This is a genomic window from Burkholderia sp. BCC1977 (assembly GCF_905339595.1).
Taxonomy (GTDB): Bacteria; Pseudomonadota; Gammaproteobacteria; order Burkholderiales; family Burkholderiaceae; genus Burkholderia.
Window position 1 is genome coordinate 20,359 of sequence record NZ_CAJPGQ010000040.1, and the last position, 24,086, is coordinate 44,444.

The 24,086-nt window shown below is 69.5% G+C and carries 21 protein-coding genes; 8 read left to right on the plus strand and 13 right to left on the minus strand.

The window, feature by feature from the left end; all coding sequences use genetic code 11:
* Nucleotides 1-33: 33 nt before the first annotated feature.
* From U5771_RS26875 to U5771_RS26910, 8 genes are all read right to left on the minus strand, one after another.
* Nucleotides 34-666, minus strand: coding sequence for a DUF1571 domain-containing protein (locus U5771_RS26875; RefSeq protein ID WP_322026778.1), 633 nt, complete (start codon nucleotides 664-666; stop codon nucleotides 34-36).
* A complete protein-coding gene (locus tag U5771_RS26880) occupies nucleotides 663-1,076 on the minus strand; it encodes a quinol oxidase (protein ID WP_322026779.1) in 414 nt (137 codons plus the stop codon). Before U5771_RS26880 ends, U5771_RS26875 begins: the two co-directional genes overlap by 4 nt.
* Nucleotides 1,077-1,104: 28 nt before the next feature.
* Nucleotides 1,105-1,887 (minus strand): anti-sigma factor, encoded by a 783-nt coding sequence (locus U5771_RS26885; RefSeq protein WP_322026780.1) that lies wholly within the window; start codon nucleotides 1,885-1,887, stop codon nucleotides 1,105-1,107.
* Nucleotides 1,887-2,402, minus strand: coding sequence for a sigma-70 family RNA polymerase sigma factor (locus tag U5771_RS26890; protein WP_322026781.1), 516 nt, complete (start codon nucleotides 2,400-2,402; stop codon nucleotides 1,887-1,889). The genes U5771_RS26885 and U5771_RS26890 overlap by 1 nt, the downstream gene beginning before the upstream one ends.
* Before the next feature lie 62 nt (nucleotides 2,403-2,464).
* Nucleotides 2,465-2,824, minus strand: coding sequence for a hypothetical protein (locus tag U5771_RS26895; RefSeq protein ID WP_322026782.1), 360 nt, complete (start codon nucleotides 2,822-2,824; stop codon nucleotides 2,465-2,467).
* Nucleotides 2,825-3,100: 276 nt separating this feature from the next.
* Nucleotides 3,101-5,470 carry a hypothetical protein gene (locus tag U5771_RS26900; protein WP_322026783.1) on the minus strand — a complete coding sequence of 790 codons (2,370 nt, stop codon included), beginning with the start codon at nucleotides 5,468-5,470 and terminating at the stop codon, nucleotides 3,101-3,103.
* Between the two features lie 479 nt (nucleotides 5,471-5,949).
* Entirely contained in the window at nucleotides 5,950-7,194 is a 1,245-nt protein-coding gene (locus tag U5771_RS26905) for an FAD-binding oxidoreductase (protein ID WP_322026784.1), read from the minus strand.
* 79 nt (nucleotides 7,195-7,273) lie between these two features.
* Entirely contained in the window at nucleotides 7,274-8,053 is a 780-nt protein-coding gene (locus U5771_RS26910) for an ABC transporter substrate-binding protein (protein WP_322026785.1), read from the minus strand.
* 332 nt (nucleotides 8,054-8,385) lie between these two features.
* On the opposite strand from U5771_RS26910, the gene U5771_RS26915 reads away from it, so the two are divergent.
* The 5 genes from U5771_RS26915 to U5771_RS26940 all read left to right on the plus strand — a co-directional run bounded on the left by U5771_RS26915 (nucleotide 8,386) and on the right by U5771_RS26940 (nucleotide 13,867).
* Nucleotides 8,386-9,348: an ornithine cyclodeaminase family protein gene (locus U5771_RS26915; RefSeq protein WP_322026786.1), complete on the plus strand. Its 963-nt coding sequence runs from the start codon at nucleotides 8,386-8,388 to the stop codon at nucleotides 9,346-9,348.
* Nucleotides 9,345-10,139 carry a transcriptional regulator gene (locus tag U5771_RS26920; RefSeq protein WP_322026787.1) on the plus strand — a complete coding sequence of 265 codons (795 nt, stop codon included), beginning with the start codon at nucleotides 9,345-9,347 and terminating at the stop codon, nucleotides 10,137-10,139. The genes U5771_RS26915 and U5771_RS26920 overlap by 4 nt, the downstream gene beginning before the upstream one ends.
* Before the next feature lie 344 nt (nucleotides 10,140-10,483).
* Entirely contained in the window at nucleotides 10,484-11,218 is a 735-nt protein-coding gene (locus U5771_RS26930; RefSeq protein ID WP_322026788.1) for a DsbA family oxidoreductase, read from the plus strand.
* 127 nt (nucleotides 11,219-11,345) lie between these two features.
* Nucleotides 11,346-12,785: a DHA2 family efflux MFS transporter permease subunit gene (locus U5771_RS26935; RefSeq protein ID WP_322026789.1), complete on the plus strand. Its 1,440-nt coding sequence runs from the start codon at nucleotides 11,346-11,348 to the stop codon at nucleotides 12,783-12,785.
* Between the two features lie 293 nt (nucleotides 12,786-13,078).
* Complete coding sequence (locus tag U5771_RS26940; RefSeq protein ID WP_322026790.1) at nucleotides 13,079-13,867, plus strand: sulfite exporter TauE/SafE family protein; 789 nt, start codon at nucleotides 13,079-13,081, stop codon at nucleotides 13,865-13,867.
* Between the two features lie 171 nt (nucleotides 13,868-14,038).
* Here the strand turns inward: U5771_RS26940 and U5771_RS26945 are convergent, their stop codons facing one another.
* The 3 genes from U5771_RS26945 to U5771_RS26955 all read right to left on the minus strand — a co-directional run bounded on the left by U5771_RS26945 (nucleotide 14,039) and on the right by U5771_RS26955 (nucleotide 19,183).
* Entirely contained in the window at nucleotides 14,039-15,874 is a 1,836-nt protein-coding gene (locus U5771_RS26945; protein WP_322026791.1) for a S10 family serine carboxypeptidase-like protein, read from the minus strand.
* A gap of 611 nt (nucleotides 15,875-16,485) precedes the next feature.
* Nucleotides 16,486-18,576, minus strand: a complete 2,091-nt coding sequence (locus U5771_RS26950) for a D-(-)-3-hydroxybutyrate oligomer hydrolase (protein WP_322026792.1) — start codon at nucleotides 18,574-18,576, stop codon at nucleotides 16,486-16,488.
* Between the two features lie 241 nt (nucleotides 18,577-18,817).
* Complete coding sequence (locus U5771_RS26955) at nucleotides 18,818-19,183, minus strand: BON domain-containing protein (protein WP_322026793.1); 366 nt, start codon at nucleotides 19,181-19,183, stop codon at nucleotides 18,818-18,820.
* A gap of 453 nt (nucleotides 19,184-19,636) precedes the next feature.
* On the opposite strand from U5771_RS26955, the gene U5771_RS26960 reads away from it, so the two are divergent.
* The 3 genes from U5771_RS26960 (at nucleotide 19,637) to U5771_RS26970 (ending at nucleotide 22,836) form a co-directional block, all read left to right on the plus strand.
* Nucleotides 19,637-21,073 carry a TAXI family TRAP transporter solute-binding subunit gene (locus U5771_RS26960; protein WP_322026794.1) on the plus strand — a complete coding sequence of 479 codons (1,437 nt, stop codon included), beginning with the start codon at nucleotides 19,637-19,639 and terminating at the stop codon, nucleotides 21,071-21,073.
* Between the two features lie 107 nt (nucleotides 21,074-21,180).
* The gene (locus U5771_RS26965; RefSeq protein ID WP_322026795.1) at nucleotides 21,181-21,819 is read left to right on the plus strand and encodes a DsbA family protein; all 639 of its coding nucleotides are present in this window, start codon (nucleotides 21,181-21,183) and stop codon (nucleotides 21,817-21,819) included.
* Between the two features lie 69 nt (nucleotides 21,820-21,888).
* Nucleotides 21,889-22,836 carry a LysR family transcriptional regulator gene (locus tag U5771_RS26970; RefSeq protein WP_322026796.1) on the plus strand — a complete coding sequence of 316 codons (948 nt, stop codon included), beginning with the start codon at nucleotides 21,889-21,891 and terminating at the stop codon, nucleotides 22,834-22,836.
* A 65-nt stretch (nucleotides 22,837-22,901) separates the two neighbouring features.
* On the opposite strand, the gene U5771_RS26975 is transcribed toward U5771_RS26970, so the two are convergent.
* Nucleotides 22,902-23,303: a polyketide cyclase gene (locus tag U5771_RS26975; RefSeq protein ID WP_322026797.1), complete on the minus strand. Its 402-nt coding sequence runs from the start codon at nucleotides 23,301-23,303 to the stop codon at nucleotides 22,902-22,904.
* A 96-nt stretch (nucleotides 23,304-23,399) separates the two neighbouring features.
* Nucleotides 23,400-24,062 (minus strand): xanthine dehydrogenase accessory protein XdhC, encoded by a 663-nt coding sequence (gene xdhC, locus U5771_RS26980; RefSeq protein WP_322026798.1) that lies wholly within the window; start codon nucleotides 24,060-24,062, stop codon nucleotides 23,400-23,402.
* Nucleotides 24,063-24,086: the final 24 nt, after the last annotated feature.

Below are 24,086 nucleotides of genomic sequence, written 5' to 3' on the forward strand. Positions count from 1 at the left end.
CCTCCGGCGCGAGTCGGGATCAGAGATCAGGGATCAGGGCGCGAAAAAGCGCGCGGGAAACGCGACGTCGATCTCGACGTCGTCGAGCGTCACCGTTTCGAGCGGCGCGCCGTCGTCGTCCGCGAAGCTGACGACCTTCAGCGGAAAGCCGTCCTCGGTGTCCAGCCACAGCCGGTAGCGATGCACGCCGTCGACCACGTGCGCCGGCGCACCCGTCACCGACACGCGCAGCGTGGTGCGGCCGCCGATCGTTTCCTGGCCTTCCGTCACCGTCGCGCCCCCCTGCTGCAGCGCATGCACGTTGTGCAGCAGCACGCCGACGTCCGACCGGTCGACGCGATGGCCGCTGCGGTCGCGCAGGATCGGATTGGACGGCGACAGCGTCAGCGCGGGCGGCACATGCTCGCCGAACGGGCGCAGCCGGACCTTGCCGTCGCCGGGATCGTACGCGAGCACCGCGCCGTGATGCGGCGACACGAAGTCCATCCGGACGAAGCCGGGTTTCAGGTACGCGTAGTGGAATTCGGCGTGCTCGCCGCTTCGCGCCGACGAGCGGATCGTCGCGCGGTACGAGTGGACCTGGTCGAAATGCGTCTGCGCGACGGTCACGGGGTCGGCTGTCATGCTCGCTCCTATCAGGCTCGCGGCCAGCAACGCGGCGATCATGGCGCCGCCTCGACGTCGAGCACGCCTTCCATGCCGCGCTCGCGATGGCTGCGCAAGAACAGCAGCCGATGCGTGCAATAGTAGGCGAAGCGGCCGGGCGCCGTCGGCGTGAAGCGCAGGGTGCGCGGCGTCGTGCCGAGTTCGGTGTGCACCGCGATGCCGGCCTGCGGCGCGTCGATTTCGAAACTGTGCGGCACGAGGCCGGGTTCGACCGACACGGTCAGTTCGACCGGCACGTGCGCGCGGACGATCACGTGGCTCGGACGAAAGAAATAGCTGCCGCCGACGATCGCCACCCGCTGCACGCCGTCGGCGTCGACCGGCACGCGCACCGGAGCGTCGCCGTCCGCCCGCGCGAGCCCGGCGCCTGCCGCGAGCACCACCGCCACCATCGCCGCCTTCGCGTTCATGTTCTCCTCCCTGCCGATGCGACGCGCGTCATTCCTTCCATGCATCGGTCGGCCCGCCAAGCGCGCCGCATGCTTCGATCGCGAGTTCGCGCAGGCGCCGTTCGTCGCCGCGGCCGGACAGCGCGTAGCCCATGCCGCGATCCGACCAGAAATACGTGTAGCGGCCGTTCGCCGACCTCCCCTGCGGCGCGAGGCGCCGCGCATCGTACGCCGTCATGTACAGCGTCACCCGCGCGCCGTCCGCACGCTGGTACATCAGCTGCGCGGCCGGCCCCGCGTCGCCCGGCAGCAGCCGGCCGCCCAGCAGCGCGTAGCCGTATTCGTCGAGCGACGGTGCGCGCACGGACCGGCCGAGACGCGCGGACAACCATCCGGCCAGGCGCGCCGGATCGCGGGCATCGAGTTCGACCGGGTGTTCGCGATCGGCCGAGTACACGGCATACGCGACATCCGCGCGCGCGGCGAACGCCGGTTCGACGCCGAACACCGTCCAGCCCGCATGCAGCGCGACGCCGATCACCAGCCCGGCCGCCAGCCCCGCAAACGCATACGCGACGCCGCGCCAGCGCGGCACGCGCCGCTGCACGAACAGCGCGGGTGCGGCGGCCGGCAGCGGGAACAGCGCGCGCAGCGCGTCGCGCTGCGCGCCGTAATGCGCGAACCGGTCGGCTTCCCGCGGATCGGACCGCAGCCGTTCGAGCACCTCGCGGCGCTCCTGCCCGGACAGCTCGCCGTCGAGCAGCGCCGACAGCAGTTGCGCCGACACGGCGTCGTCCCGATCGTCCGAAGGTTTGCGCGGATCGTCGTCCATCATGTCTTCCCGATCACCCGTAACGCGGCCGTGCCGTGCGCCGGCGGCTCGCCGGACAGCAGCGCACGCATCTGTTCACGCGCCCGTGACAGCCGCGACATCACCGTCCCCACCGGCACGCCGAGCACCTGTGCGGCGTCGCGGTAGCTCAACTCCTCGAGCGCGACCAGCAGCAGCACCTCGCGCTGCTCGACGGGCAGCCGGTACAGCGCGCGCTGCACGTCGCGCAGCAGCAGGCCGTCGATCTCGTCGGTCGGTGCGGCCATCGTCTGCCATGGCGCGGTCGCATCGTCGACCGCGATCTCGTGCCGCGCGCGCAACTGGTCGATGAAGCGGTGGCGCAGCAGCGTCAGCAGCCACGCGCGCAGGTTGCCGCCATCGCGCGGCGGCCGGTTCAGCGCGCGCTCGAGCGTGTCCTGCACGAGATCGTCCGCCCAAGCCCGGTCGCCCGTCAGCGCGCGCGCATACCGCGTGAGATGCGGCAGCCACACCAGCAGGTCCGATTCGTAGCTCATCCGGATGCCTCGCGCGTCGCCGCGACGTCAGTCCAGCGGTCAGTCCGTCAGTCCGTCCGTTCTCAGGGACGCGCGACGTGCCACATGCCGCCGATCCCGTCGCCGCCCGCGTCGCCGGCCTTGCGGTCCATCTTCCAGCGATACAGCGGACGGCCGTGGTACGCCCATTGCTTCCTGCCGTCGTCACGCGTGACGAGGCTCAGTGCACCCGACGCCTTGTCGTATGCGTCGGCGAGCGCCGGCGGCCAGTTGGCCGCGCAGGTGCCGGTGCATGTGCTCTTGCCCGGCGCGTCGTGATCGAACACGTACAGCGTCATGTGATCTTCGTCGACCAGTTTCCCGTCACCCGCCTGCGGCGGCTCGGCGGCCGCGGGCCGCGCGATCGCGGCGGTCAGCGCGATGGCGAACAGCATCGTCTTCATTCCCGTTCTCCTTGGCATGGCATCACGGCACGGCACCGCCGGACGGGACATCGACTTCGTCATGACCATTATCCCGCTGTCCGGCTGCGCCGCTACTCGGTATGTAAACGGACGGATCCGGCCGGTTATTCCATTCCGCCCCGCAATACGGCGTCATTCATCCCACGAAGTCCATCCGGACCCCAAAGAAAACGCGGCATGACACTGCTGTCATGCCGCGTCGAGCGACCCGTTGCGCGCGGCAGGCGCTGGACCGCCGCCGCGCATTCCGGCAGGTTACTTCGGCAATGCGCCCGTCACCGCCTGCAGCAGCGTCGACACCGGCGCGAGCGGGTTGTTCGCGGAGCTGTTGCCCGAGTGCGGCGTGACCGACAGGCTCGGCGTGGAACCCAGCGCCGTGCCCACCGTCGTGCCGCCCGCATTGACGACCGTCGCCGTCGCGTTGCCGCCCGTCGACAGCAGCGAACCGGCTGCGCCCGCCGTACTGCCCGCCGCGCTGGCGCCCGAGCCGAGCAGGCTGCCGCCCGCTGCAGCCGTCGAACCGGTCGCGCCCGACAACGCGCCGGCTGCCTGCCCGAGGGCTGCCGGACCGTTCGCGAGGGCACCCGTCACCGAACCGAGCGCACCGGTCAGTGCGCCGGCCGGGTTGCTGCCGCCGGTCAGACCGCTGACGAGGTTCGTGATCGGCGCGATCGGGCTGCTGCCGCCTGCGCCCGACAGCACGCCGACGACCTGGTTCACGACACCTTGCACCGGGGCCAGCGGGTTCGTGCCGCCGAGGCTGCCGAGTGCGCCCGTCACCGAGCTGACCGCGTTGCTCAGGGCGGCGGCCGGGATGCTGCTGCCGAGAGTGCCGACCACCTGGTTCACGACGCCTTGCACCGGCGCCAGCGGGTTCGTGCCGCCGAGGCTGCCGAGTGCGCCCGTCACCGAGCTGACCGCGTTGCTCAAAGCGCCGGCCGGGTTGCTGCTGCCGAGCGTGCCGACCACCTGGTTCACGACGCCCTGTACCTGGGCCAGCGGGTTCGAACTGCCGAGATTGCCGAGCGCGCCCGTCACCGAACCGAGCGCACCGGTCAGCGCACCGGCCGCGTTACCACCCGTCGGCAGCGCGTTCTGCAGGCCGCTGACGAGGTTCGTGATCGGCGCGATCGGGCTGCCGCCGCCAGCGCCCGACAGCGTGCCGACGACCTGGTTCACGACACCCTGTACCGGGGCCAGCGGGTTCGTGCCGCCGAGGTTGCCGAGTGCCCCCGTCGCCGAGTTCACCGCGTTCGACAGTGCCTCGACCGGGCTGCCGTTGCCGAGCGTGCCGGCGAGTTGCGTGACGGCGCCTTGCACCGGGGCCAGCGGGCTCGACGTGCCACCGACGTTGCCGAGCGTCCCCGTGATCGTATTGACCGCGTTGCTCAGTCCACCGGCCGGATTGCCGCTGCCCAGCGTGCCCGTGACCTGGTCGACGACGTTCTGGATCGGCGTCAGCGGGTTCGTGCCGCCGACGTTGCCCAGTGCGCCCGTCAACGTGCCGAGAGCGCCGGTCAGTGCGCTTGCCGGGTTGCCTCCACCGACGTTGCCCAAGGCACCCGTCGCCGTGCCCAGAGCGCCGGTCAGTGAGCCTGCCGGGTTGCCACTGCCGAGCGCACCCGTTACTTGGTTCACCACACCCTGAACCGGCGCCAGCGGATTTGCGCCGCCACCGACGTTGCCCAGTGCGCCCGTGACCGTGCCGAGGGCGTTGCTGAGCGTGCCCGTCGCCGTATTCAGCGCGCCGGTCAGTGCACCGGCAGGGTTACCGCCGCCGAGCGCACCCGCTACTTGATTGACGACACCTTGAACCGGTGCCAGCGGATTCGCACCGCCACCGACGTTACCCAACGCGCCCGTGACCGTGCCGAGGGCGCCAGTCAGTGCGCCTGCCGGGTTGCCGCCGCCGAGCGCCCCTGTTGCTTGATTCACCACACCCTGGACCGGCGCCAGCGGATTCGCACCGCCACCGACGTTACCCAACGCGCCCGTGACCGTGCCGAGGGCGCCGGTCAATGCACCTGCCGGGTTGCCGCTGCCCAGCGCCCCCGTCACTTGATTGACGACACCTTGAACCGGCGCCAGCGGATTCGCACCGCCACCGACGTTACCCAACGCGCCCGTGACCGTGCCGAGGGCGCCGGTCAATGCACCTGCCGGGTTGCCGCCACCCAGCGCACCCGTCACTTGATTCACTGCACCCTGCACCGGCGCCAGCGGATTCGCGCCGCCGCCCACATTCCCCAGTGCGCCCGTTGCCGTGCCAACCGCATTGCTCAACGTCCCCGTCGCCGTATTCAGCGCACCGGTCAGCGCACCTGCCGGGTTGCCGCCGCCGAGCGCACCTTGCAGCGCGTTCGCCGCACCCGACAACGCCTGCGCCGGATTGCCCAGCGACGTCTGAATCGTGCCAGCCCCACCCGCCGCCACGGTGACCGAACCCAGCGGCGACGTGCCGGTCGCGGCCAGCCCGATCGATACGCCGTTCGCCGACGGAGTCACGACCACTTGCGGAATCGGCAGCGCATCGAGCGGCCCCGCGACAGCCGAACCGGAAACCATGACCCCGAACACCGTCGCGACCGACAGCGCCACACCCGTCAATTTAAAATTTTGTCCCATCTTTACCCCATCTCGGTTGGCACTACGTTGATAAAGCATGGGGACGGATTGCACGAAGTGTGCCACCCAGATGAGACGAATCGATTCGTTGGCCTATTGCAAGCCAATAACGGTTTTATATGGATTTCCGCTGAAATAACCGGGTCGCCCGGCCAAAATCGTCTGACGATAAAGGTGTCCGGAGCGCGGATGTAACGTAACGTTTGCGAGGCCTGAAGTAACGTGTTCCGGTACATTCCGGGTCACATCGGAACGTCCGTGACGGAGCGTCGCCGGATTGCCCGGACGGACCGCATGCTTCGCATTTCATTTTCATAAAAATGCATTAATAAATCGCTTTTTTCTGATTCTCTTATTGAGCGATTTCTTTCCGACCAATTACGCAGATCATTTCCGGTTGCGCGGTTTCGGATAATGCGGACAGCAGAATGAAAAACTGTGACGGCCGCACGCGCGGCGGCCGTCGTGTCGCAACGGGCTCAGCCGAAGCGCGCGGGTCGGTACGGATGGGGATCGATGTAGGTCGGCGCGCCCGTCATCATCTCGGCGAGCAGACGCCCGGTCGCGGGGCCGAGCGTGAGCCCGTGGTGGCAGTGGCCGAACGCGAACCACAGATGACGATGGCGCGGCGCAGGCCCGATCACCGGCCGCATGTCTGGCGTGCACGGCCGCATCCCGAGCCACGGCGCGGGATCGAGGCGCTCGCCGATACCGAACGCGTCGCGCGCCAGCGGTTCGGCGCGCGCGAGCTGCACGCCGGTCGGCGGCGCGCCGCGCAACGCGATCTCGACGCCGGTCGTGAGCCGCAGGCGGCCGCCCTCCATCGGCGCGACGACGAAGCCCTCCTCGGTATCGCAGACGGGTACGTTCAGCGGCGCGCGGGTTGGCCGGTAATGCATGTGATAGCCGCGCTTCGCGCGCAGCGGAATCCGGTAGCCGAGCGGCGCGAATACGTGATCGGACCACGGCCCGAGCGCGACCACGGCCAACCGTGCCGCGATCGGCCCATGCGCGGTTTCGACCTGCCAGCCGTCGCGCACCTGCGCGAGCGTCGTCGCGTCGCCGCACACGAACGTGCCGCCGTCGCGCTCGAACAGCCGCGCGTACGCCTTCGTGAGGCCCCCGGGGCTCGACACGGTCTTCGGGTCCTGCCAGTGGAATGCGCCGCAGAATGCATCGCCGATGCCGGGCTCGCGTTCGCGCAACGCGCGCGCGTCGAGCACGCTCATCCGCAACCCGTGCGCGTCGGCCACCCGCTGCTGCGCGTGCGTTTCCGCGTCGAACAGCGCGGGCGAACGGAACGCCTCGATCCATCCGCCGTCATGCACGAGCGGCTGCGCGTCGGTGCGCGCGAGCAGCGCGTCGTGCTCGACGACGCTCGCCGCGACGAGCGGCAGCATGTCGCGCGCCGCGGCCGCGAGCCGCTGCGGCGACGATTCGCGCCAGAAGCGCGCGAGCCAGCCGGCATACGCGGGCAATGCCTTGTAATCCCAGTAGAGATCGACCGAGCGATTGCATGCGTAGCGCAGCAGCGTGCCGAGCCGGCGCGGGAACGCGTACGGCACGACCGACGAGCGCTCGATCAGCCCGGCGTTGCCGTGGCTCGTTTCCTCGCCGGGCGCGCGCCGGTCGACGAGCGCGACGCGCAGCCCGCGATCCTGCAGATGCAGCGCCGACGACACGCCGACGATGCCGGCCCCCAGAACGATGACGTCGAAATCCATGCTTCCCCGTACTGCGTCGAGATTCGGTGCGAGATTCGGTGCAACACGCGCCGGCACCGCGGCCGGCGCGCGGCCAGGCTTACTTCGCGACGATGTCGCGCTTGAAGTACTTCTGCGACAGCGTGCTCAGCGTGCCGTCCTTCTTGAGCGCGTCGAGCGCGCCGACGATCTTCGCCTGCAGCGCCTTGTCGCCCTTGCGCATCCCGAAGCCGGTGCCTTCGCCGAGCGTCGCCGGATCCTTCAGCGGCTCGCCGACGATCTGGTAGTCGCGGCCGGCCGGCTTGTCGAGGAAGCCGTCCTGCGCGGTCTGCGCTTCCTGCACGGCCGCGTCGAGACGCCCGGCGACGAGATCGGCATAGATCTGGTCCTGGTCCTGATACGACACGACGTCCACGCCCGCATTGGCCCAGTGCGCCTTCAGGAAATCCTCCTGCGACGAGCCCTGCAGCACGCCGACGTGCTTGCCGCGCAGGCTCGCGGCGTCGGGCCGCAGCGGCGAGCCGCGGTGCGCGACCATCACGATCGGCACCACGTAGATCGCCGGCGTGAAGTCGATGCTCTGCTTGCGCTTGGCGGTGATGTTCATCGCCGAATTGATCGCGTCGAACTTGCGCGCCTGCAGCGCCGGGATCAGCCCGTCGAACGCATTCTCGACCCACACGCACTTCATGTTCAGCTTCGCGCAGACCGCGTTGCCGACGTCGACGTCGAAACCCTGCAGCTGGCCGGCCGGCGTCTTGCTCTCGAACGGCGGATAGGCGGCTTCGATCCCGAAGCGCAGCGTGGTCTGTTCCGCGTGGGCGGTGACGGCCGCGCACGCAAGCGCCGCGACGGCGCAGAGGGAAAGCTTCCAGTTCATGACGGATGTCCTTCGATTCCGGATTGAGGCAGTGAAGACCGGTCGCCGTGCGGCGGCACGTTGGTCTGCACGCAAAATATAGACTCTTAGTCTACTATAGACTATAGGGGATACGATAATCCCGGTGCTGACGCCATCCATCGAAATGCCATCGGTCGCGTGAAACACCCTTGTTTTATCGATGTTTTTCCCACGACGCGCGGTGCGATCCCGTCCCGAAAAGAAAAATTCACCCGACTTCTTTTGTCTATATTAGACTTTTAATCCATCACGAACACCGCCGGACGCCCGCTTTCGAGACTGTCCTGTCCGGCCCCGACCGGAGAAGTCCCATGACGCAACCCGCCCCGACCCTGCCGCTGACCGTCGACGAAGCCGCGGTGCGCGCGGCGCTGCCGTCGCTCGACGTGCTCGGCTCGCTGCGCCGCATGTTCGCGTCGCTCGCGTCGGCCCGCGCGGTGCAGCCGCCGCAAACCCTCACGCTGTTCCCCGAACAGGCCGGCGACTTCATCACGTATCTCGGCGCGCTCGCCGACGAGCAGGTGTTCGGCGCGAAGCTGTCGCCGTACGTCGTGACGGGCGGCAAGCCGATCGTCACCGCCTGGACCGCGCTGATGTCGATGCGCACCGGCCAGCCGCTGATGTGGTGCGACGCGGGGCTGCTGACGGTCGAGCGCACGGCCGGCACGACGGCCCTCGCGGTCGACTGCCTCGCGCCGCGCGAGGCGCGCCGGCTCGCCGTGATCGGCACGGGCGCGGTCGGCCTCGCGCATCTGCGCCACACGGCGGCACTGCGCGACTGGGCCTCGATCAGCGTCCATTCGCCCGCGCTCGCCGGCGACCCGGCGCTGCAGGCGACGCTCGCGCGGATCGACCCGCGCGCCCGAGCGGCCGCCAGCGTCGCGGCGTGCGTGCGCGACGCGGACGTCGTGATGCTGTGCACGTCGTCGGGCACGCCGGTGCTCGCCGACGGCATGCTCACGCGCCCCGCGCTCGTCACGTCGATCAGCACCAACGTCGCGCGCGCGCACGAGATTCCGCCCGCGTGGCTGCCCGACATGGACGTGTACTGCGACTACCGCGACACGACGCCCGCGAGCGCGGGCGAGATGCAGATCGCGGCGGCCGGGCACGGCTGGACACCCGAGCGGATCGTCGGCGACCTGCCCGCGCTCGTCGCCGGCACCTGCGCGGCGCCGTCGCGCACCCGTCACGCGTTCTTCCGCTCGATCGGCCTCGGGCTCGAGGACATCGCGATCGCGCACGCGCTGTACACGCATCTGACGCGCGCATGAGCGGCACGCGCACGCGGGGCCGATACAATGGCGCAACCGCCGCCGCGGCAGCGCGCGGGCGCACGGACGAGCCGGTCGACGGTATGCCGGCGCGCCGCGCCGACGCACCGTCCGGCCCCCGCCCACCCGAGATGGCGATTCCGATGCGCAAGAAGCAATCCCCCGTCAAAGACCTGCTGCTCACCCGCTACGCACCGATCGCCGACGGCATCGCGGCGTTGTTCTTCCCGTATGCGGAAGTCGTGATCCACGACCTGCACGACCAGACCGTGCTGTATCTCGCGAACAACCTGTCGAAGCGCGAGGTCGGCGACGACTCGGCGCTCGAGGAAATCGATCATTCGGCGCGCGAGCGCGTGATCGGCCCGTACGAGAAACTGAACTGGGACGGCCGGCGGATGCGTTGCGTGAGCAACGTGCTGTTCGACGACGAAGGCCGCCCGGCCGGGATGATGTGCATCAACTTCAACATTGCGGTGTTCGACGACGTCCGCGCGACGCTCGACGTGTTCATCAAGGGCGCGGGCATCGTCGCGCAACCGGACGAGCTGTTCCGCGACGACTGGCAGGAGCGCATCAACACGTTCCTGCACGGCTGGCTGCGCGACCGGCAGGTCGGCCTGAACGGCCTCACGCGCGAGCACCGGCGCGAACTCGTCGAGGCGCTGTACGCGGAAGGCGCGTTCCGCGGCAAGAGCGCCGCGAACTACGTCGCGAACGTGCTCGGGATGGGGCGCGCGACCGTCTACAAGCACCTGAAGCATCTGAAGGAAACGCAGGGCGACGCGTAAGCGGCGGGCGCTGCGCGCGCTGCGGGCCTGGTCGGCTGGTCGGCTGGTCGGCTGGTCGGCTGGTCGGCTGGTCGGCTGGTCGGCTGGTCGGCTGGTCGGCTGGTCGGCTGGTCGGCTGATCGCCCGATCGCCTGATCGCCGAGCTTGCCGCCGTCGCCGACATCGGCAACCGCTACCGATTCGCGCGGTCCGTGATGATGCTTCGTGATACGTCAGGGGCCGGCCCGCTCCACCCGGGCCAGGCCGCGACAAAGCGACAAAGCGACAAAGCGACAAAGCGACAAAGCGTCGAAGCATAAAATGCTATAGTCCCGGTTACATTTATTTGCCGCCCCGGACCGCCCATGACGACCACCCCTGCCCCGACTGCCCGCCCGACCCTGACCGTCGAAATCTGGTCCGACCTGATCTGCCCGTGGTGCTGGATCGGCAAGCGCCGCTTCGACGAGGCGCTCGCCGCGTTCGCGCACGCCGAGCACGTCGACGTCGCGCTGCGCGCGTACCGGCTGATGCCGGGCCAGCCGGTCGAACCGGTGGAGGCGATGCTCGCGGGCAAGTACCGCATGTCGCCCGCGCAGGTCGACCAGATGCTGCGCCAGGTGACCGACGCGGCCGCGAGCGTCGGGCTGAGCTACGACCTGCCCGGCACGTTCGTCGGCGACACGCTCGACGGCCACCGGCTCGTGAAGCTCGCGGAAGCCACCGGCCGCGCCCACGCGCTGACCGAGCGGCTGTACCGCGCCTATTTCTGCGAGCACGGTTCGCTGTTCGACCACGCGGCGCTGCTCGACTTCGCGGTCGAAACGGGGCTCGAGCGCTCGGCCGTCGAAGCCGTGCTGCGCAGCGACGCATACCGTGACGAAGTCGAGGCCGACATCGCGCGCGCCGCGCAGATCGGCGGACGCGGCGTGCCGCTGTTCGTGTTCGGCGGCCGCTACGCGGTGTCGGGCGCGCAGCCGGCCGACGTGTTCGCGCAGGCGCTCGAGCAGGCGTGGCGCGACGGCGCCATCGTCGAATTCGCCGGCGACGACGCGGCCGCGTGCGGCCCCGACGGCTGCGAACTGCCGCCGCGCGGATAACGTCCGGCGCCGCGCGACGCGCGCCGCCGCTACGCGTCGCTCCTGCCACAAACCGGCAGGAAGCGCGCGCGAATGACGTCTACAATTCAGCCTTTCAAATAACTATCAGAGAGAAGGCTGCCAGCCCATGACCCACGGGATCCACGGCGAGAAGCGCTGGTACGCGCTGATCGTCCTCTGCCTCGGCGTGCTGATGATCGTGCTCGACAGCACGATCGTCAACGTTGCGCTGCCGTCGATCAGCTCCGACCTCCAATTCACCGAGACGGCCCTCGTGTGGGTCGTCAACGCGTACCTGCTGACGTTCGGCGGCTGCCTGCTGCTCGGCGGCCGGCTCGGCGACCTGTACGGCCAGCGTCGCATGTTCCTCGCGGGCCTCGTCGTGTTCACGCTCGCGTCGCTCGCCTGCGGCCTCGCGCAATCGCAGACGATGCTGATCGCCGCGCGCGCGGTGCAGGGCTTCGGCGGCGCGATCGTATCGGCCGTGTCGCTGTCGCTGATCATGAACCTGTTCACCGAACCGGGCGAACGGGCGCGCGCGATGGGCGTCTACGGCTTCGTCTGCGCGGGCGGCGGCAGCATCGGCGTGCTGCTCGGCGGGCTCTTGACGAGCACGCTGTCGTGGCACTGGATCTTCCTCGTCAACCTGCCGATCGGCATCGCGGTCTATGCGATGTGCGTCGCGCTGCTGCCGCGCATGCGCGCGCCGGCCGGCGCCGCGCGGCTCGACGTCGCGGGCGCGATCACCGTGACCGCGTCGCTGATGCTCGCGGTCTACGGGATCGTCGGCGGCAACGAGGCCGGCTGGCTGTCGACGCAGACCGTCGCGCTGATCGGCGCGGCCGTCGTGCTGCTCGCGCTGTTCATCGCGATCGAGGCGCGCGTCGCGCATCCGCTGATGCCGCTCACGCTGTTCGCCGCGCGCAACGTCGCGCTCGCGAACGTGATCGGCGTACTGTGGGCGGCCGCGATGTTCGCGTGGTTCTTCCTGTCCGCGCTCTACATGCAGCGCGTGCTCGGCTACGGGCCGCTGCAGGTCGGGCTCGCGTTCCTGCCGGCGAACCTGATCATGGCCGCGTTCTCGCTCGGGCTGTCGGCGCGGATCGTGATGCGCTTCGGCATCCGCGGCCCGATCGCAGCCGGCCTGCTGATCGCCGCGTGCGGCCTCGCGCTGTTCTCGCGCGCGCCGGCGGACGGCAGCTTCATCTGGCACGTGCTGCCCGGCATGACGCTGCTCGGCATCGGCGCGGGCGTCGCGTTCAATCCGGTGCTGCTCGCCGCGATGAGCGACGTCGACCCGGCCGACTCGGGGCTCGCGTCGGGGATCGTCAACACCGCGTTCATGATGGGCGGCGCACTCGGCCTCGCCGTGCTCGCGAGCCTCGCGGCCGCGCGCACCGATGCGCTCGCGGCGGCGCACGCCGCGCCGCTCGAGGCGCTGAACGGCGGCTACCACGCCGCGTTCGCGGTCGGCGCGGCATTCGCAGCCGCGGCCGGGCTGCTCGGCCTCGCGCTGCGCATCCGCCGCCAGGACGCCGTTTCGGGCGTCGGCCCCGCGATGCATTGACGGCCGTCCAGCCTGAACCGGGACGCACGCGTCGCCGCCCCCGCCACGCCCGCCACGCCCGATAACCAGCCATCGGCAGAACGCCCTGCCAACGCCCGCGCCCGGCCTCGTCAGGCCCGGCGCCCGTTCAAACGACCGTTTCACCCGCCGCGAACGGCCCGTCAGTCGGGCCTTCCCGGCCGATTTTTAACGTAGTCGTACACCGACGCGCCACTTTTGCGACAATGGCAGACTTTGACGCGCGCGCCGCAGCCGCGCGCCGCCGCCGAACGCCGCATAACCGCCTGTTTCCGATGTCGCTTCCCCATATCGATCTGCTGTACTCCCTGTCCGGCCTGTTCGTCGGCATTCTCGTCGGCCTGACGGGCGTCGGCGGCGGTTCGCTGATGACGCCGATCCTCGTGCTGCTGTTCGGCGTCCACCCCGCGACGGCGGTCGGCACCGACCTGCTGTACGCAGCCGCGACCAAGGCCACCGGCACGCTCGTCCACGGGCTGAAGGGGTCGATCGACTGGCGCATCACCGGCCGGCTCGCGGCCGGCAGCGTCCCGGCCGCGGCCGTCACGCTGTGGGTGCTGCACACCCACGGGATGAATTCGCCCGGTACGGCCCGGATGATCCAGCTGGTGCTCGGCGTCGCGCTGCTGCTCACGTCGCTCGCGCTGATCTTTCGGCCGCAGCTGACCGCGCTCGCCGCGCGCAACCCGCTCGCGCCGAGCCCCGCGCGCACGCTGTGGTCGACCGTGCTGACAGGCGCCGTGCTCGGCGTGCTCGTGTCGATGACGTCGGTCGGCGCCGGCGCGATCGGCGTCACCGTGCTGTTGCTGCTTTATCCGGCGCTCGCGACCACCCGCATCGTCGGCTCCGACATCGCGCACGCGGTGCCGCTCACGCTCGTCGCGGGCATGGGCCACTGGCTGCTCGGCTCGGTCGACTGGTCGATGCTGCTGTCGCTGCTGCTCGGCTCGCTGCCCGGCATCGTGCTCGGCAGCCTGCTGTCGGCGCGCGCGCCCGAGCGGCTGCTGCGCAATCTGCTTGCCGCGACGCTCGTCGCGGTCGGCGTGCGGCTCGTGCTCGCGTAACGGCGCCGCGAGACGCGCGCCTTCCGCCGCCGGCACACGAAGCGCCGGCACCGCCCGCCTCTGAAAAAACAGCCCGACCGGCCTGCGCCGATCGGGCTGTCGTCCATCCGGGGCCTCGCGATCCCGCACCGCCCGGCGCAAGGCCGAGCCGCGCGGGCCGCCACGCGATGCTTACTGCCCCTGCTGCTTCAGTTGTTGCTGCTTCAGTTGCTGCGTGCGCGCCTGCAGCTTCAGCACGCGCTGCAGCGCGGTACGGTTCGCGAGGATCCCGTCGTAGAAGTTGCCGAGGTCGCCCTTCAGCGCGGTTCGCGACGCATCGTTCAGGTAGATCATGTGGCCCGACGGGTAGTTCCTGATCGTCAGGTTCTGCGTCTTGAGCGTCGGATCGAGCGGCATCTGCGCGAGCGTCAGCTCGGTCTGGTGGAACGGCGTGACCGCATCGAAGTAGCCGTTCGCCGACAGCACCTTCAGGTCCGGGTTCACGCTCATCGTCGCCGCCAGGTCGCCGGCCGTGTACAGCGTATTGCCGCCGCCCCTGTTCGCGCCGGTCGGGTCGGTGTGGCTGAAGTCCCAGTTGTTGAAGACCTGGTCGTTCAGGTCCACGAACGACGACGTCGACGTGTACTTGAGGTCGGTGTTGATGTAGCTGTTCCACAGCACCGTGTACGCGCCGCCGACGTTGCTGATCGACGGATCGTTGCTGCCCGAGTTCGGCAGGATGTACGGCGCGATGCCCTTGCCCGTGAAGTTCGCGCGACCGTCGTACTGGCCGATCTGCGTGCCCGGCACGAGCGTCAGGAAGAACGTGTACGGCGGGTTGTCGTTCGACGACGGCACGTTGCCGAGCGTGGCCGGATTGCCGAAGGTCTGGATCAGCGACGTCGGATCCGTGCCGATGTACGAACCCATCTGCTGCGCGGTCTGCAGGTTCAGGTTCAGCCGCACGTTCACGAAGCCGCCGTCCTGCGGGTTCGGCTTCTGCGCGAGCGGCGCGAGCGTGTTGTCCGCATAGTTGCGGGCCTGCACCATGTACGCGTCGAGATCGGTCGGCGTCGGGTTGAGCGTCGTCTTCTTCCAGTAGAACGCGTCGGCCGCGAGCGTCGGGAACGTGCCCGGCGCGGACAGCGCGTTCGCGTAGTCGAGGATCGACGACTGCAGCGTGATCCCGTTCAGGTCGATGCCGTCCTCGTGCAGCACCCACGACACGACCGCGCTGCGCGCGGTGCCGTACGACTCGCCGAACAGGAACTTCGGCGAGTTCCAGCGCGCGTACTTGGTCAGGTAGCGCTGGATGAAGCGGTCGATCGAGTGCGCGTCCTGGTCGGTGCCCCAGAAGTCCTTGTTCCTGGCCGGTGCGATCGCCGCCGAGTAGCCGGTGCCGACGGGGTTGATGAACACGAGGTCGGTGCGGTCGAGCAGGCTGTCCGGGTTGTCGAGCAGCTTGTACGGCGCGGGCGGCGTGAAGTTCGGGAACGACGACTGCAGGCGTTTCGGCCCGAACGAGCCGAGCAGCAGGTAGACCGACGACGAGCCGGGGCCGCCGTTGTAGAAGAACGTGACCGGGCGCGGCTTGCCCGGATCGGGATTGTCCTGCGTGTACGCAACGTAGAACATCTTCGCGTTCGGCGCCGACGTGGCCGGATCGATCGTGGTCAGGTGGCCGGTGGTGGCCGTGTACTGGAGGGTCTTGCCGCCGACCGTGACCTGGCGGTGCACGACCGCGGCCCCTTCGGTCGAATCCGTGACCGCGTCGTTCGGCCCGGTGCCGTACACGTCGTTGTCGACGTACGGCTGGTCGGCCGGCGCGGCGGCCGTTGCATTGGTGCTGGCCGACGTGCTGCCGTTCGACGTCGTCGCGGCCGCCGCGGTGGCGGCGGTCGGGCCCGACCCGTCGTCGCCGCCGCACCCCGCGACGAGCAGCGCCGCGGCCGCGGCTGCGGCGAGCGGCACGCTCAGTGTCGTTCCAAATAGCGCGAAACCGTCTTTCAAGGACTTCAGTGTCGTCATTATTGCCTCTCGAACAGAACGATAAATACCGCCGGTCGCAAAGGATCATTTGCGCCGGCGCTCCGCACCGGGAGCGCATTCGTTTTGCGATGCACCCCGAGTTTTTTACCGGCTCGACGAATACCGACCGGCATGATTTACCCCACCCATATTCCGCAACCGCGCAATGGAATCAATTCCATTGCGAACGACGATTCAATAATGCGTGACAATGCGAATTCAGGCCCATCATCCGCATACACGAGAAACCGCAAGCAAAAGCATCCCCCACAAAGCCCGCCAGACAAGGCGCCTTCGCTTCGAACAGACGAACAATCCCCCTCGGCGAAATACCGATCAATCGCAAAACGGCGACCAATCGCAGCTCGAGCCGATTTAATAAAATCGAAAGGATCGATTAACTATACGGAAAGGAATATTGTCTTTACGGGAATTTATTAAATTAAGTGAAAATATCGGCGCATAATAGATTCCGGGTTTTCCGCCGTAAAGTAATAATTTGTTACAGCGCGCGCCATTCCGATAAAGAGCAATGCGGGACCGATTCCAGACGCTGAAAAGAAAAAAGCCGGACAACTGTCCGGCTTTCGTATCGCGGCGCGGGGGCGCCGTCAGAGCGGCACGTCGATCGCGCCGGCGCCGGCCGTGATCGCATTCGCGCCGGGGGACGTCGAGATCGGCGGCAGGTTCGCGCTCGTCAGCGCCGGCGCGGCGCCCGGCGTGCCGCCGCGCGGCACCGTGCGGATCACCTGCGACGGCGGCAGCGCGGCACCGTTCTTCAGGTGCCGCCACATCAGGTTCAGCGCCTGCAGGTTGTAGTAGTGGACCGGCACGAAGCGCGTGTCGAAACCCGCGACCGGCAGGAACGCATCGAAGTGCTGCCCGTTCGTCACCTCGTAGAACACGAGCTGGCTGCGGACGCCTTCGCTGATGCTGTTCTGCGCGACGTACGCGCGCGACGCGTGATTCACGGGCACGAGCGCGTCGCTGCGGCCCTGCACGATGATCGCGGGCTTGCCCTGCAGGTTCGCGTTCACGCGCACCGCGTCGACGTTCGCCGGCATGTCGAGCATCCCGTTGGTCCACAGCTGGCGCAGGCACAGCGCGCCCGCGAAACTCGCGTCGGGCGTCGCGAGCCGGTGGTCGGTACCCGCGCCGGTGTTGAACACGAGATTGATGCCGGCCGTCGGCGGCACGCCGTTGCCGAGACCGAACACGGCCGGCATCGGCGACGTGGCGGGCGGCGCGACCGCGCCCGTCGCCGCATTGGTCGTCGCGAAGCTGAAATTGCACAGGTTGTCGGTCACGCGCGAGCGCGTGTACGCATTCGCATAGGTGACCGCGATCGCCGGAATCGCCTGCGAATCCCACATCGGCGCCTGCAGCAGGTCGGAATCGGCGAGATAGCCGGCCGCATGCAGTTGCGCGAGCGCGTCGGCGGCCTGGCTCTGGGTGTCGCTCCCCGACACGAGCCCCGCCGCGGCGAGCGTCGCGCAGCGCTGCGTGCGGATCGACTGCGTGGTGGCGGCCGGCAGCGCACTCAGGTACGGCGCGCCCGAGAGCGACGCCGATGCGGCCGCGCACGGCTCCAGCAGGTTCGCGAGCGTCGCGTAGTCGGCCAGCGGCCGGCCGAACGACGGCGCCGGCTGGCTGCCCTCGCGCACGACCGCGTTCGGCGCCATGCGCACGTTGACCTGCGGCTCGCCGACCACGACCGCGGTGATCCAGCGGCGCGTGTCCTGCTCGGCCGCCGCCAGCGCCGCGCCGCCGCCGTTGCTGACGGACGCGGCGATCGTCGTGATGTCGCCCGGGTGGTAGCGCACGCCGTGATGCGAGCTGTCGAGCAGCGGTCCGAACTGCTCGTTGAGCGCCCAGTACGCGAATTCGACCGACTGCAGCGTCGCGTGCCCCCAGTCCTGCTCGGGGTTCTGCTGCGAATGCGCATGCTTGAACGCGTAGCGGTTCGGGAAGCGGCTGTTGAACGCGGCCAGGTCGCCGCTCGTCACGTTGGCGGTAAACAGACTGGCATTGCCGGCGAGCACCGCGTTGGCGAGCGTGCCGTCGATCAGCGTGATCGTGTCGGAGCCGAGCTCGTGCGCGCCGTTGCCGCCGCCCTTGTCGTTGTACGCGACCGCGCAGCCGCGCTTGAGGCCCCATTCGCCGGCCGCCGAAATCGCGCCGTACACGCCGCGCGAACCCGACGACGTCGCGGTGACGATGCACGGCTGCGCGGGGTCGAAGCTCGCGGGCACCTGTACGAGCAGGGTCACGTTCTTGCGGCCGCTGCCGTCGTCGGAATACGCAAGATATTCGGTGCCGGGAATCTTGCCTTCGCCGAGCGTGTCGTTGCCGTCGAGGTCGACGTTCGGCCCCCAGAAGCGGCCGTAACCGCCGTTGGCGCTCATGTCGACGAGCGCGCGATAGTTCGACCAGATCGCGAGCCGGCGCAGCTCGGCGCTCGTCGGCCGGGACGGATTCGCGAACGCGGGCGCGGTGGCGGCGGCGAGGCCCGTCTTGCCGAGGCCGGCCGTCAGCAGGTCGTCGCTCGTGCCGTCGTACGCGGTGGTGCGCACGCTGCCGGACACGAAACCGGGCAGCCGGTTGCGCTCGCCCGAATCGTCGCCGTTGCAGGCGCCGAGCATCGCGACCGCGACCAGCGCCGCGCCCCAAACAATCCGACTGCCCCACCCGTGCGTCGTCATTGTCGCCCTCTCGATATCGTTATCGGTCCGCCGCTGCGTCGTGCGCGGCTCGCGGCCTGTCAAGCACACGCCGGGCCGCCCAAGGTTTTCCGCCCCGCAGGAAGTCCCCTTGGAGGATACCCGCTCGGAGGGCCCGGCGCGAAGCGGCGGGCCCGGGGGCATTCTAAAGCGCAAACGGGCCCCGGCACGCCGGGGCCCGCCTGAAAGCGGGCGCGCGGCGCTGGCGCGCCGCCGCCCGGCATCATTGCTGCTGAATCGTCAGCTTGTTCGTGACCGACGTCACGCCGTTCACGCTCTTCGCCGCCTCTTCCGCCTTGTCGATCTGTGCCTGGTCGGGCACCGTGCCCTCCAGCGTGATCGCGCCGCCCTTCGAACGCACGACGAGGTTCGCCACGTCGACGCCGCCGGCCTTCGTAATGGCCTTGCGCACTGCATAGCCGAGCTTGCGGCTGGCCTTCTTCGCGGTCTTGGCCGCGGCCTTCGGCGAGCTCGCCGCCGCGGCCGGCGCCTCGGTTGCCGCCGCATCGCTCGACTGCGCGTAGACGCTGCCCGACAGACAGGCCGCCACGGCCGCAACACCCAACGCTCTCAACACGATCGACTTCATGCTATCTCCTTGTAATTGCGGAACGGCCGTGCACAGTACGGCCGGATACCCCCAAAGGCAGCCGGCCCGCGCGCGAACGGGCGGGACGGCCGATGATTTCCACGGCGATGCGAGAGAGGCGACACGGACCGGCGGCCGGCGCGCGCGAATGCGGGCCGGCCGGGCCGGGCAGCCGCCGGCCGGACGCGCCCGGTCTCATTGCGTGCCGGGTCGCGCGCGAATCGGGCGCGGCTGCGTCGCACAATGTAATCCAGCGCCCGCCGAAGCGCAAAGCTTTTGACGCGCGGCCGCCCGCCGTCCGCCGGCGCGCTCGCCCGGGCCGCGGCCGCGCCACCGCGTCCGACTCGCGCACGTCGCGCGAAACCGGGTACCATCGCCGCCAGAACGTGCATCGCGTGCCTCGTCCGTGACGGCCGTCATCGATGCGTCACGCCCGTGTCATCCGCCGACTCCATGAAGCCAGCCAGCCCTCGCCCGCCCCGCCGCATCCTCGCCCGCTTCGTCGCGGTGTCGTGGCGCGACCTCGCACTGTCGATCGGCCCCACCGTGCTGCTCGCGGTCGCGGCGGTCTGGCTCGCGGTCAGGCTGATCCAGCCGGCGCCGCCGTCCACGCTCGTGATTTCGTCCGGCCCGCCCGGCAGCACCTACTGGAACGCCGCGCAGAAATACAAGGCGATCCTCGCGAAGAACGGCGTCACGCTCGACGTCCAGTCATCCGAAGGATCCGCGCAGAACCTCGCGCGGCTGTCGAACCCGGACGCGCCGGTCGACGTCGGCTTCGTGCAGAGCGGCATCGGCCCGAAGGAGCGCGACGAGCACCTGGTATCGCTCGGCAGTATCGGCTACGTGCCGCTCGCGATCATGTACCGCGGCCCGGTGGTCGCGCGCCTGTCCGACTTCAAGGGCAAGCGGCTCGCGCTCGGCGCGGAGGGCAGCGGCGCGCGCGAATTGAGCCTGGCGCTGCTGAAGATGAACGGCATCGTCCCGGGCGGCCCGACCGAACTGCTGCCGACCGCCGGCGAGGACGCCGCGACCGAGTTGCTCGACGGCAAGATCGACGCCGCGTTCCTGTCCGGCGACTCGACGCAGATCCCGGTGATGGCGAAGCTGTTCCGCGCGCCCGGCGTGCACGTGTACTCGTTCACGCAGGCCGAGGCCTACGCGCGGCGCTTTCCGTACCTGACCGCGATCACGCTGCCGATGGGCGTCTACGATCTCGGCCACAACCTGCCGCCCGCCGACATCCATACGGTCGCGCCGACGATCGAGCTGGTCGCGCGCGACACGCTGCACCCCGCGCTGTCCGACCTGCTGATCGAGGCCGCGCGCGAAGTGCACGGCCACGCGACGATCCTGCAGCACGCGGGCGAATTCCCGTCGGCCGTCACGCGCGGCTTCCCGCTGTCCGACGACGCGGGGCGCTATTACAAGTCGGGCAAGACCTTCCTGTACCGGCGTCTGCCGTTCTGGGTCGCGAGTCTCGTCGACCGGCTGCTGGTCGTCGTGGTGCCGCTGATCGTCGTGCTGATCCCCGGGCTGCGGCTGGTGCCGTCGCTGTACGGCTGGCGCGTGCGTTCGCGCATCTACCGCTGGTACGGCGCGCTGATCGCACTCGAGCGCCGCGCGCTCGGCGAGCACACGGCCGAGGAGCGCATCCAGCTGCTCAACGAGCTCGACGACATCGAGGAAGCCGTGAACCGGATGAAGATGCCGCTCGCGTACGCCGGGCAGTTCTACGTGCTGCGTGAGCACATCGGCTTCGTGCGCGAGCGGCTCACCGCGCACGACCACGACGCCGCATCGGGCACGTCGGGCACACCCGGCGCCGGCAGCCTCGCGGCGGTGCCGCCGGCCGGCGAGCCCCCCCGGGCGACTCCCGGTTCCGCGTGAGCGGCCGATCCGCGATCATTGCTGCATCCGCGCGGCTGCATCCGCGCGCCGCCGCGTAACATGAAGGCCGCCGCCAGGCGCGCACGCCCCACCCTCTGGAGATCGCCATGACAACCGGCCTCGATACCGCCCAGCCTGCCTGGTTCTACGACTTCGTGTCGCCGTTCTCCTACCTGCTGCTCGAACAGCATGACAAGTGGCCGAACGTGCCGTTCGAACCCGTCGCCGTGTCGTTGCCCGACCTGCAGCGCCACTGGGGGCAGCGCTCGAGCGCCGACGTGCCGGCCAAGCGCGTGTTCACGTACCGCCACGCGCTGTTTCGCGCCGAACAGCTCGGCATCCGCTTCAAGATGCCGCCCGCGCATCCGTTCGACTCCGACAAGGTGCTGCGCCTCGCGATCGCGCTGCGCGCCGACATCGCAACCGTGCTGGAAATGTTCCGCTTCATCTGGCACGACGGCAACGATCCGTCGACGCCGGACGGGTTCGCGGCACTGTGCGAGCGCGTCGGTGTCGGGCACGGCGACGCGCTGATCGAATTCGAGGAGACGAGCGCGCAGTTGCGCCGCAATACCGACGACGCGATCGCGCTCGGCGTGTTCGGCGTACCGACCTTCTGGATGAACCAGCAGCTGTTCTGGGGCGAGGACGCGTTGCCGATGGTGCTGTACTGCGCGCGCACGCCGAACTGGCTCGAGTCGCGCGAGGTCAAGCGGATCAGCATGCTGCCGAAGGGGCGCGCGTGATGGCCGGTATCACGCACGCCGATGCGCGGCTGCGGTAAGGTTACGCTTCTCCCGAATCACCCCGCCACGATGGAAGATGACGACCGTACCGCCTCGCTCGATATCTGGCTCGTGCGCGTGTTGCGCACGCTGCTGCTCGAGCGCAGCGTCACGCAGGCCGCACTGCGGCTGAACCAGACCCAGCCCGCGATCAGCACCGCGCTGCGCAAGCTGCGCGAGACGCTGAACGACCCGATTCTCGTGCGCGGCAAGTCCGGGATGGTGCCGACCGAGTACGGCGCGTCGCTGCTCGGTGCGGCGTCGCGCGCGCTGCGCGAGGTCGACTTCATCGCGACGCCGCACGGCGACTTCGACCCGTCGTCCGCGCGGCGCACGTTCCGGGTCGCCGCACCCGACTACCTGAACGATTTCTTCATGCCGACGCTGATCGAGCGCTTTCGCGACGCGGCGCCGCATGCGCATCTGGAAATCGACTCGCTGAATCCCGCGCTCGATCACGCGGAGGCGCTCCAATCGGGCGCGCTCGATCTCGTGATCGGCAACTGGCCGAAGCCCGACCCGCAGTTCGCGCGCCAGGACCTGTTCTCCGACACGATCGTGTGCCTGATGCGCGACGCGCATCCGCTCGCGCGCGAACCGCTCACACGTGAAGCGTATGCGTCGGCCGCGCACGTCGCGCCGACGCCGTACACCGGCGACAAGCGCAACGCGATCGAGATCGGCCTCGCCCGCGCGCGCCTCACGCGCCGGATCGTGACCACGCTGCCGTACTTCGGGATCGTGCCGCAGGTGCTGCTGCAGTCGGACCTGATCTTCACGACCACGCGCCGCTTCGCGACGCACTATGCGCGGCTGCTGCCGCTCGTCGTCGTCACGCCGCCCGTGCCGTTCCCGCGCATCAAGAGCTACCTGCTCACGCACCCGCACCCCGATCGCCCGACCGACATCGCGTGGCTGTGCGCGCTGATGCAGAGCGTGTCCGACGAGCTGACGGCCGCGCGCGGCCGCAAGCGCTGAACCGGGGCTGAACCGCCGCCGAACCCGCACGGAATCGCCCGCGCACGATCATGCAGCGCGGCCGCTCAGGCCGTGCAGAAGGTTTCCTGCAGATGAGTCCAGCGCACGACGCCTGCCGCGTCGCGCGCGAACACCGCGGTCGCGCGGCGCGCGGGCAGTTCGCCCGACGCCGCCGCCTGCGTTTCGAGATACGTGAGCACCGCGTGCGACGCGTCGGCCGTGAGCACGCGGATGTCCGACAGACCGATGCGCAGCCCCGGCTTCACGCCGCCGAGCTTCGCGAACAGCGCGCGCGTGCCGTCACGGTCGAACGCGCGACCGTCGGTCATGACCATCGTGAAATCGGCGGAAAAAGGCGCGAGCAGCGCATCGAGCGCCGCGGGTGAGGTATCGGCGCCGGACAGCCAGCGTTCGATGGTGACGAGGCTCGCATCGAGCGCGTCGAGATAGACCTGATGATCGGACATGGTGCGTGCACGAAAGGACGCGCGGCCCGATGCCGCGCGATCCGTGCAGTGTAGGCAAAATCACGCCGATGTGGGTCGGCGTGCCGGCCCGCGTCGCTACCGTGCGCAGCTTACGTTGTCGCGCACGCGCCCCGCCGTGGCCGCCTTCGTATCGGCCACCGGCATGCCCGAGCGGGCCTGCAGCAGTTCCGCGCAGACGGCCACCGCGATCGCGCCGGGCGCCTTGTCGACGATGCCCGCGATGCCGATCGGACACACCATCTCGGTGAGCCGCGCCGGATCGACGCCGCGCGCGGCGAGCCGGCGCTCGAACTTCACGCGCTTGGTGCGCGAACCGATCATCCCGAAGTACGCGAAGTCGCGCCGCCGCATGATCTGCGCGGCCAGCGAAAAGTCGAGCGCGTGGTTGTGCGTCATCACGAGGAAGTACGCGCCGGGCGGCGCCGCGTCGACGACGGCCTCGGGTATATCGGTCGGCTCCGGCTGCACGTTCGGCGGACATTCGTCCGGGAACAGCTCGTCGCGCGTGTCGACCCACTGCACGACGCACGGCAATGCGCCGAGCAGCGTGACGAGTGCATGACCGACGTGCCCCGCGCCGAACAGCACGATGTGCATCGGCGGCGGCGCGGCGTGCGCGCGATTGCGCCGGCCGGTGCCTGGCGCGAACGTCTGCGCGGGTGCGGTGCCGCACGCGCCGTCGCACCCGGCGACGGGCGCATGCGACGCGGCACGCAGCGAACGAGCGGGCCCGTTCACGTCAGCCTCCGCCGGGCCGCCCCA